Genomic DNA, 10149 nt, shown 5'->3' with positions numbered 1-10149 from the left:
GGGAGCATCTCAATGAGTGTAAAAAGCCTTGTAAAACCTCACCCCAACCCTCTCCTTGGTAAGGAGAGGGAGCAAGAATCTTGTTTCTCGTCTGGTATATTTGCAAAACTGAGATGCTCCCAATTATTACAAAACTGAATTACGAATTATTTTAAATTGTTGTTTGCCGTCTAAAAATCACTATTTCAGTACCAACAATTGGGTTACGCGCTATCAGCCTATTTTGGGAGTCGATAATTTCTAAATGGGTAAAATCAAGTTCTTGAGAACGTTGTAATATCTCCGCAGCTAATTTGTCCTGCTGAGATTCTTTGAGAGTGTACCAATCGTCACTAATTTTGACAGTCAAGTTACTCGTGCGGAAGTTAGCTTGAATTGACTTTATCAGACCAGAGGCAATGCGATCGCTAATTTCAGCTACCCGATTTTCAATAGCCGCAATCAAGGCTTGTTCTGGTGTCAATTCTATGATTGGTGTCGGCGTTGGCGTTGGCGTGGGAATTGGTTCTGGTTCCGGCGTTGGCGGAGTTTGTACTTCTGGCGGCGGCGTAATTTCCTCTGGTGGCTGTGGTTGTGGTGCGACTGACTCCGGTGGAATAGTTATCGTTGGTGTCGGTGCAGGAACCTCCACAATTGGGGGAACTGTTGCTATTTCAGTAGGTTTACCAGTAAAGACAGTCGCAGTTGTCCAAACGAGAATTACAGCAATTCCAGTAACAATTCCCGTCAAAGCTGTATCTGATAACTTTGTTGACAAATTTGATGGTAAAAACAAGCGGATTGTCCTTAACAATCCACCCCATCGCAACTGAAGCTGCTGGAAAAAACTGGGTTTTTCCTGAGTACCCGGTGCTGGTGCTGTCTCCAGTTTCTCCACCGTTACTTCTAAAACCCCAATCGTCCCTTGGAGAAGTTGGATAATTTTAGCCTTCCAAAATGGCTGAACTCTCTGGTAAGGTTTTTGGGGAGGTTGAGTTACCTGCTCATCTGTCGGTTTTGACTGATTGTCTTGTGACATGGAACTTTCACCAAAAGCAGCGAATCAAAGACAAACAACGTACATTATTACTGGTGCTGCCTCTTTTGCCTTAATGTATCACTTCATTGCACATTCCTTCCGCTAAACTGACTATTTATTAAATTTGGTGAATTATGAACTTGAAACGCCGTCAATTTTTAACTAGCCTCAGCGCCTTTGGTACAGGATTTTTAGGCTGGATGTTAGCTCATCAAAATCATCAAAGTGCTGAGATTACGGATTCAACAACAGCTATAGCCGCCAAACCAGCCAAAAAAGACTTGTTATTACGTTTTGTGTCTGTAGCTGATACGGGGACTGGCGCTAAAGGACAGTATGCTGTGGCTGGAGCGATGAATGCATATCACAAGCAAAATCCTTATGATTTAGTCGTTTTAGCTGGAGACAATATTTACAATAACGGCGAAATTGAAAAAATAGGCGAAGTTTTTGAGCGTCCCTATCAAGCTTTGCTAAAGCTTGGTGTGAAATTTCAGGCTTGTTTAGGTAATCACGATATTCGTACTGCCAATGGTGATCTACAAGTCAAGTATGTCGGCTTTAATATGAAGGGACATTACTATACATTTAAACGTAATCAAGTACAATTTTTCGCTTTAAATACTAACAGTAATGCTGATTGGGAAACCCAGCTAAATTGGTTACAAAAAGAATTAAGTCTTAGTAATGCTCCTTGGAAAGTGGTGTTTGGGCATCATCCGATTTATTCATCGGGTGAGTATGGGACTAATCCAGATTTTATTAAAACTTTCACTCCTCTATTTCAAAAATACGGCGTTCAACTTTACATCAATGGTCACGAACATAATTATGAACGCACTCGTGTTATTGATGGTACAACTTATTTAATTTGTGGCGCAGGTGCAGGCCATCGTCCTGTAGGGCGTTCTGAGTGGACAGAGTATTCCACAAGTGATTTAAGTTTTGCCTCTTATGAGGTGTATAAAGATAGAATAGAAATAAGTGCGATCGCTACTGATAATCGCGTTTTTGATAAAGGTATTATTCAATTAAAATCAGCGTAATTATTATGAAAGTCAAGCGCTTGAAAATGCAATCCTTCCGTGGAATCGGTGATTTGACGCTTGAGTTCAATGAAACTGAGCCAATTGTACTTATTGGTATCAACGGCGTGGGTAAATCAAGTATTCTTGATTGTCTTGCTATTCTTCTTTCCCAGATCACAGGGAGTATTCAAAATTCTGTTGATGCAATACGATCATTTCATAAACAAGATATTACCAATGGAGGTAAAGATACGCGTAATGAAATTACAGTTTTATTGGAATTGCGCGAATTCACTTGGTCGCTAAATCAAATTCAAAATGAAGTTCGGAAAAATTTAAGTAGTTTATTAGCAAGTTTAATAACAACCGTTGATCTATTAGGATTAGTTCGGGAGAACGAATCTATCAAAATTACTTTAGAGGAGAAGTTAGGACAAAGTTTTAACGATTTATCCATTAAACTGGAAGTTAATACGATCAGTGATCTACCAGAACAATTAAGAGTAGTGGTTGATGAGCTACGTAGTCAGATAGAAGCTGATCCTAAAGTTAACTTACCCTTAGCAGTTTACTACCCCGTCAATCGCGCAGTTCTTGATATTCCACTAGAAATTGCAGAAAAATATGAGTTTAAGCAGATAGATTCTTATGAACAGTCACTTACTGGAGGAAAAATCGATTTTAAAAGCTTTTTTGAATGGTTTAGAAATCGAGAAGACTTGGAGAATGAATTGCGACGGGACAATCTTAATTATCGAGACAGACAATTGGAATCAGTAAGAGGAGCAATCACTTCTTTACAACCAGAATTTTCAGACTTACGAGTTGAGAGATTGCCCTTACGGATGACTGTAATAAAACGTGGTCAGGAACTAATTATCAATCAGCTATCTGATGGTGAGAAATGCTTGCTGGCAATGGTGGGAGATTTAGCAAGACGATTAGCGATCGCTAACCCTAGTTTACCAGATCCACTCCAAGGTAGTGGTGTTGTTTTAATTGATGAAATTGAACTCCACCTACACCCGAAATGGCAACGGGAAATTATTCCAGCTTTGACAAGAACATTCCCTAATTGCCAATTTATTGTCACCACTCATTCGCCTCAAGTAATTAGCCAAGTCAAGCCGGAAGGAATTTACATTCTAGAAAAAACCGACAATGGTGTTGTTGCTAAAAGACCAGAAAGTTCCTTTGGGAGAGACAGCAATCGTATCTTAGAAGACCTTATGGGTGTTCCAGCACGTCCACAAGAAATTAAAGATCGTTTACATGAGTTATTTAGACTGATTGATGAGGGAAATCTTGATGGTGCTAGGCAATTATCTCAGGAAATTGCTGACATTATTGGACAAGATGAACCGGAATTAGTAAAAGCAAGTGTATCTATTCGACGCAAAGAGATTTTGAAGCGGTGAAATATATCAAAAAAAGTGAGGAGCCAAAAAGTTTTACCGTTTGGAAAAATCTAGCAAATGAGGATTGGCAACCAACTTGGGACGACTTCAGGAAACCACAAAAAACCGATGTACATGATTCCTTGCTGGAAGAGCAAGGTTTTATCTGTTGTTATTGTGGAAGACGTATTACCAAAGATATTAGCCATATTGAACATCTAAAACCTAGATATCTTAATACTGAGCTAGGGCTGGAATACACAAATATGCTGGCTTCATGCCAAAGAGAAAGAGAGCGTAAAGAACCTCTACACTGTGGAAGCAAGAAAGATCATTGGTACGATGAGGATTTAATAGTTTCACCGATAAATGCGAATTGTGAGGAGTTCTTTAAGTACACTGATGACGGGCAGATTTTGGCAACAAATAATTCAAAAAAGCAACTAGCTGCTGAAACAACAATTGATAAACTCGCACTCAATATTGACAAGCTGAAAGATTTACGTGCAAAAGCTCTTGAGCCAATATTAGAAATTATTAATACAATCACAGAGGAAGACAGGCAAGACTTAATTCTAGGTTTTAGTGAAACTGATTCTAAAGGGCATTATGAAGAGTTTTGCGCTGCGATTATCTATTTACTAAAAAATTAGTTTTAAAGGCATAGATCGTCGTAGACATCACATTCACTTTATACTAAGTAACATTACATCAATACTCACCACAAAACTTTATGATTCTTGAGGCAGTTATGCTTCATGTTAAACCTGGTATAGAATCCGATTTTGAAGCTGCTTTCAAAAAAGCTTCTAAAATTATTTCCTCAATGGACGGATATTTATCCCATGAATTGCATAAATGTATAGAAGTCAAAGGTAAATACTTATTACTTGTCAGATGGGAAACTTTAGAATCTCATACTGTTGGGTTTAGAAATTCTCCTGAGTTTCAAGAGTGGAAAAAACTTCTGCATCATTTTTATGATCCATTTCCCATTGTTGAACACTTTGAAGAAATTGAAATATGAAAAACAAGATCCCCGACTTCTCAAAGAAGTCGAGGATATGTGGCTGTATCACTCTACTCGTTGCAACTGCGCTACTCTTGGATCAACAATTTTTTGTCCCAAGCTGGCAAATTTAATTGCCACAGACATCTTACTACCCGTTCCGAAAACATGAGTAATTTCACCAACTCCGAAGGTTTTATGTAATACTGTATCGCCTACTTGCCAATTCTGCTTTGTATCTTGTTTTCCATTCGGAGTAGAAGCAGTTTTGGTATAACTTTGACGACTCGCGCGTTTGGTAGATAATAATTCTTCTGGTAATTCGTCGAGAAATTGCGATCGCATGGCGGCTTCACGAGAACCATACAAACGACGTTCCCGCGCGTGTGATAAAAATAACCTTTCTTGGGCGCGAGTAATCCCCACATAACACAGGCGGCGTTCTTCTTCCAAAGATGCGGGATCACTCAGCGATCGATAGCCGGGAAATAGACCTTGTTCTAATCCCACCAAAAAGACTACGGGAAATTCCAAACCTTTGGAAGCGTGCAAAGTCATCAAAGAAACGGCTGTCTGTCCTTCTTTTAAGTTATCCAAATCAGAACTGAGGGCGGCGCTACTTAGAAAGTCTCGCAGAGAAACCTCTTCGTTTTCTTCTTGAAATTGCAGTGCGGCGTTGTAAAGTTCCTGGACGTTTTGTACCCGATCTGTGGCTTCATCTGTGCCTTGATTCATCAAGTCTTGAACGTAACCAGAATCTTCTAATATTCCTTGCAAAACCTCAGTCACGGGAAGCGTGGTGATTTGTCCTTGCCAACGGCTGATCATTGCGGCAAAGTTATTTACAGCTTTTGTCGCTCGTCCAGCTAATGTATTAACTGATGTTTCATCACTGAGTATTTCCCATAGAGTTGTCCCTAATTGTTGGGAGGCGTTCATCAAAGCATCAATAGTGGTTTTGCCAACTCCCCGGCGAGGAGTATTGATAACTCGTAATAAACTGACTGTATCAGCTGGGTTAGCGATCGCTCTTAAATATGCGACGACATCTTTAATTTCTTTGCGATCGTAAAATCTCATTCCGCCCACAACTGTGTAAGGAATTTGATATTTCACCAACAATTCTTCAAAGGGGCGAGATTGGGCGTTTGTGCGATAAAGTATGGCAAAACTACCCCAGTTCAACTCTGGATTTTGATTTTCTAAAGTGCTAATTTGATTAATCACAAATGCCGCTTCTGCGAGTTCTTCATCGGCTTTGTGACAAGTAATCAGCTCACCCGGCCCCCGCGTGGCTTTCAGGATTTTATCAATCCGTTGGGTGTTATTTTCAATCAGTTCATTCGCCGCTTGCAGAATGTTTTCACAAGAACGATAGTTTTCTTCTAGCTTAACCATCGTCCGGGTATCATCATCTACCAAACCATCGCCAAAGTCTTCCTGAAATCCCAGCAAGATGGTGAAATCTGCCATTCTAAAACTGTAAATCGATTGATCCGCATCACCAACAACAAAAACTGAGCGATTTTGCCATTCCCATTCGCTCTTTTTGGTTTCACCATTAGTAACCAATAAGTGGATGAGTTGATACTGAGTGCGGTTAGTATCCTGATATTCATCTACGAGGATATGGCAAAACTTGCGATGCCAGTAACCCAATACCTGCCCATTTTGTTGAAATAATCTAGTAGGTACAAGAATTAGATCGTCAAAGTCGAGAGCGTTGTTTTGTGCTAACTTATCTTGATATAAATTGTAAACTTGGGCAATCACTCGTCCGCGATAATTAGGTTGTTCTTGCTCAAATTCTTGGGGTGATAAACCTTGGTTTTTAGCGTTACTAATAGCGTAGCGGACAGAGCGGGCGTCAAACTTCTTATCATCTAAATTTAGCTCTTTATTAACGATTTCTTTGATCAGACTTATTACATCTGATTCATCAAAGATAGAGAAATTACGATTCCACTTGCGTCCTTTTTCGTCTACATATTTTTCAATATCAAAGCGGAGAATGCGAGAAAATAGACTATGGAAAGTGCCACACCATAAGTCTTTGATAGTTTCTTTGTAAACTTGCGATCGCAATTGCATTTGTTGATATTCTGTCAACAAATCCCACTTCTGACCATGTTGTTTCATAGCCAGTTGTTCCGCAAACAGCCGTTGAATCCGGTCTTTCATTTCCCGTGCGGCTTTGTTGGTAAAAGTAACCGCCAGGATATTTTCTGGATCTACACGGTGTTTCAGAATTAGATTCGCAATACGATAAGTCAGCGCTCGTGTTTTACCGGAACCTGCGCCAGCAACAACTAGCAACGGGCCGCAGTAGTGTTCGACAGCTTGACGTTGGCTGGGGTTAAGGTGACTGAGAAAGTCGAGGGTTGTAGTCATGGATGTGAAAAAGCGATCGCCTGAGAGAGTCGCTATTGCCCAGGTTACAACATCTTAACGAAACTTGGTCAATAAAGATTGTGTGGCAATATTCTTAACCAGAATGGTACTTTATCATGATTTATGTAGAAGCAATAAAAAGCTATGCTGTCAGTCAAAGGCACATTCCAAAACGGTGTGGTTCATCCTAACGAACCAATTGAAGGTCATGAGGGGCAGTCAGTTATAATCGTGTTTGTCGAAGAAAACCGCACACCTGGGCCAGCAACGCCAGAAGACTCAGATTGGGATAAACTGAGGCAGTTGATTAAAAACTGTGCAGTTGATACAGATATAGGCGATTTGGCACACCAGCATGACCATTATCTTTATGGAATGCCAAAGCGAGAATCATAACCTTGACGAAAGTTTTTGTAAACACAGCTGCCTGGATTGCCCTTCTTAATGTTAGGGATAATCTTCATCACCAGGCAAATTGAAAAACCACATCTTTCGTAGGGGTTTAGCATTGCTAAACCCTTACAGCATGGTCTATTTACGATCAAAGGATAATTAATCAAAGCCTGAAACAACCTATTTTAGTTAATGCACATCATGATGAATTTGTACAGTGCGTAAGTCCTATGACCGTCATTTTCAACAAGCGGGGTTTACCAAACTGTTGTAAATCAAAAAATACTGGGATTTAGACCTGACTTTTCACGTTATGTGGAAAAGCTAACGATTAACCTAACCCCCTAACCCCCTTCCCGCGACGGGAAGGGGGAAAATTCAAAGTCTCTCTCCTTTTAGGAGAGAGAAATAGAAGTGAGGTTTTCCACATACCGTGAAAAGTCAGGATTTAGATAAGGCTTGTGTCGTGACAATTCATGAATTGCCGCGACAATACGTTAATTTTTCTATGTAGATAAGTTAGCCATGAGTTATTCCTGCGCGTTCTGTCGTAAAATCAGCGACGGGGAATCAAACATCAAAACATGGTGGGCAAACTCTCACTTGTTCTGTTGTCAACAGAGCTTACAGCTATTTTCAGTTAATTGAACTACACATTCCCGTAGGGATACAGCAATGTTCCCTAGCCCGTGGTTTATTTGCTTGAAAAACGCTGTAATACCTAACTGAGAGTATAGTCAGCAATCGGACTATTCACTCCTTGAGTACCCAATTGACATTGGGTAGCAATACACGATACATCATCATTGAACCGTTAAATTTTTAAAGATGAAAAATTTCTTTAATTGCAGGTTTCACCAGTATAAAGAGGGGTGGATATGGATTTTAGCTTAATTGTATCCAACATTTTGAATCCGCCAATCTTGTTTTTCTTTTTAGGCATGACTGCTGTTTTTGTCAAGTCTGATCTGGAAATTCCCCCACCAGTGCCTAAACTCCTTTCGTTGTATCTGCTATTTGCCATTGGTTTTAAAGGAGGGGTAGAACTAATCAAAAGCGGACTGAATCAGGAAGTAATTCTAACGCTCCTGGCAGCAATGTTGATGGCTTGTTTTGTTCCAATTTACACCTTTTTTATTCTAAAGTTGAAATTGGATACTTACGATGCTGCGGCGATCGCAGCAACCTACGGTTCAATCAGTGCGGTCACTTTCATCACTGCTGGGGCTTTTCTCAGTGAGCTTGGTATTCAGTATGATGGCTACATGGTAGCAGCTCTTGCACTGATGGAATCTCCAGCAATCATTGTTGGTCTGATTTTGGTGAGTATATTCACAATTAATGAGAAGCGAGAGTTTGCTTGGTCGGAAGTTTTGCAAGAAGCATTTCTTAATAGTTCAGTTTTTCTACTAGTCGGTAGTCTCTTAATCGGTGTCTTGACAGGACAACGTGGTTGGCACGTATTAGAACCCTTTGCTCAAGGGTTGTTTTATGGCATTCTCACCTTCTTTTTACTGGATATGGGACTAGTCGCTGCTAGAAGAATTAAAGACTTGCAAAAAACCGGAGTTTTCCTGGTTTTATTTGCCATACTAATTCCAATACTCAATGCAGGCATTGGGTTGGTGATTGCCAAATTCATCGGTATGCCTCAGGGAAATTCGCTATTATTCGCTGTCTTGTGTGCCAGTGCTTCTTACATTGCTGTCCCGGCGGCGATGCGGATGACTGTTCCCGAAGCAAATCCTAGCCTGTATGTTTCTACCGCTCTAGCAGTCACATTTCCGTTCAATATTATTGTGGGAATTCCGCTATATCTCTACGGAATTAACCTATTTTGGAGGTAAGAATATGCACATAGTTAAAAAGATAGAAATTATCGCCAACTCCTTTGAGCTTGCCAAAATTTTAGATAGTTTAGACAAGTCGGGTGTACATAGCCATGCCGTCATTAGAAATGTTGTTGGTAAAGGATTACGAGGAACGACAGAAGATTTAGACATGACCATGCTTGATAATGTTTACATCCTCGCGTTTTGTATGCCAGACCAACTCAAGCGTGTTGTCGAAAATATCAGACCACTGCTTAATAAGTTCGGAGGTACTTGCTACGTTTCCGATGTGATGGAGATTCGCTCTGTAAGATGTGTTGCGTCGATTTAAGAGAGTTATAAATTCAATGAAGCATTTCATGGAACGTCGTGACTTTTTGAAGTTAGGAATGATGGGGGCATTTGGAATGATGCTAACTGCCAGCGATTTACTCTGGCAGGTTGAACAGGCTCAAGCTGCCGAAATACCCTCAACCTCCCCTGAATCCCTCAATCCCGATGCAGCCTTACAAAAGCTGATTGAGGGAAATCAGCGATTTGTTAATCATCAACCCCAATACCCCGATCAAACAGCGCTGCGGTTGCAGGAAGTTGCTCAAGCTCAACATCCATTTGCAACTATCCTCAGTTGTGCGGATTCACGAGTACCCGCAGAAATTGTTTTTGATCAAGGCATTGGGGACATTTTTGATGTGCGGATTGCCGGAAATATTGCCACCCATGAAGCGATCGGCAGTATTGAATATGCAGTTGTCTTATTAGGTTCTCCACTGCTGATGGTGATGGGTCATGAGCGTTGTGGCGCAGTAACCGCAGCTGTCCAAAAGGAATCATTACCTGGTGATATTAGTACTTTTGTTAAGGCAATTAAGCCAGCCCTGAAAAAGGTCAAGAATCAGCCGGGTGATGCGGTTGAAAATGCTGTGGTGGCAAATGTGCAATATCAGATTGAACGGTTGAAGCGATCGCAGCTTTTAACTGAGCAGGTGCGATCGGGCAAATTGAAAATTGTCGGGGGTCGTTACGACTTGGATACAGGGAGGGTGACTATTATTACTTAATTCGCCAGGGGGAGCAGGGG

At 40.7% G+C, this 10149-nt stretch carries 10 protein-coding genes; 8 read left to right on the top strand and 2 right to left on the bottom strand.

All coding sequences use genetic code 11. The features are described from left to right. Positions 1 to 151 precede the first annotated feature (151 nt). A complete protein-coding gene (locus tag HWQ41_RS20975; RefSeq protein ID WP_292767002.1) occupies positions 152 to 1018 on the bottom strand; it encodes a hypothetical protein in 867 nt (288 codons plus the stop codon). Between the two features lie 134 nt (positions 1019 to 1152). Here HWQ41_RS20975 and HWQ41_RS20970 point away from each other — a divergent pair, with 134 nt between their 5' ends. The 4 genes from HWQ41_RS20970 (at position 1153) to HWQ41_RS20955 (ending at position 4470) form a co-directional block, all read left to right on the top strand. Further along, positions 1153 to 2064, top strand: a complete 912-nt coding sequence (locus HWQ41_RS20970) for a metallophosphoesterase (RefSeq protein WP_292766999.1) — start codon at positions 1153 to 1155, stop codon at positions 2062 to 2064. A 5-nt stretch (positions 2065 to 2069) separates the two neighbouring features. Next, a complete protein-coding gene (locus tag HWQ41_RS20965; protein WP_292766996.1) occupies positions 2070 to 3464 on the top strand; it encodes an AAA family ATPase in 1395 nt (464 codons plus the stop codon). Then, positions 3461 to 4096 (top strand): retron system putative HNH endonuclease, encoded by a 636-nt coding sequence (locus HWQ41_RS20960; protein WP_292766993.1) that lies wholly within the window; start codon positions 3461 to 3463, stop codon positions 4094 to 4096. Before HWQ41_RS20965 ends, HWQ41_RS20960 begins: the two co-directional genes overlap by 4 nt. Before the next feature lie 80 nt (positions 4097 to 4176). Further along, positions 4177 to 4470, top strand: a complete 294-nt coding sequence (locus tag HWQ41_RS20955; RefSeq protein ID WP_292766990.1) for an antibiotic biosynthesis monooxygenase — start codon at positions 4177 to 4179, stop codon at positions 4468 to 4470. Between the two features lie 48 nt (positions 4471 to 4518). Here HWQ41_RS20955 and pcrA read toward each other — a convergent pair whose 3' ends face one another. Beyond that, positions 4519 to 6843: a DNA helicase PcrA gene (pcrA, locus tag HWQ41_RS20950; protein WP_292766988.1), complete on the bottom strand. Its 2325-nt coding sequence runs from the start codon at positions 6841 to 6843 to the stop codon at positions 4519 to 4521. Between the two features lie 144 nt (positions 6844 to 6987). On the opposite strand from pcrA, the gene HWQ41_RS20945 reads away from it, so the two are divergent. The 4 genes from HWQ41_RS20945 to HWQ41_RS20930 all read left to right on the top strand — a co-directional run bounded on the left by HWQ41_RS20945 (position 6988) and on the right by HWQ41_RS20930 (position 10129). Then, positions 6988 to 7239: a hypothetical protein gene (locus HWQ41_RS20945; protein WP_292766985.1), complete on the top strand. Its 252-nt coding sequence runs from the start codon at positions 6988 to 6990 to the stop codon at positions 7237 to 7239. A gap of 875 nt (positions 7240 to 8114) precedes the next feature. Then, entirely contained in the window at positions 8115 to 9083 is a 969-nt protein-coding gene (locus HWQ41_RS20940) for a sodium-dependent bicarbonate transport family permease (RefSeq protein WP_292766983.1), read from the top strand. A 4-nt stretch (positions 9084 to 9087) separates the two neighbouring features. After that, positions 9088 to 9399, top strand: coding sequence for a P-II family nitrogen regulator (locus HWQ41_RS20935; protein ID WP_292766980.1), 312 nt, complete (start codon positions 9088 to 9090; stop codon positions 9397 to 9399). 28 nt (positions 9400 to 9427) lie between these two features. Then, positions 9428 to 10129, top strand: coding sequence for a carbonic anhydrase (locus tag HWQ41_RS20930; protein WP_292767005.1), 702 nt, complete (start codon positions 9428 to 9430; stop codon positions 10127 to 10129). Positions 10130 to 10149: the final 20 nt, after the last annotated feature.

Origin of the sequence: Nostoc sp. NOS(2021) (assembly GCF_017115025.1) — a bacterium.
Taxonomy (GTDB): domain Bacteria; phylum Cyanobacteriota; class Cyanobacteriia; order Cyanobacteriales; family Nostocaceae; genus Nostoc.
The sequence above is the reverse complement of the archived record's forward strand: the minus strand, read 5'-3'. Positions and strand labels throughout refer to the sequence as shown.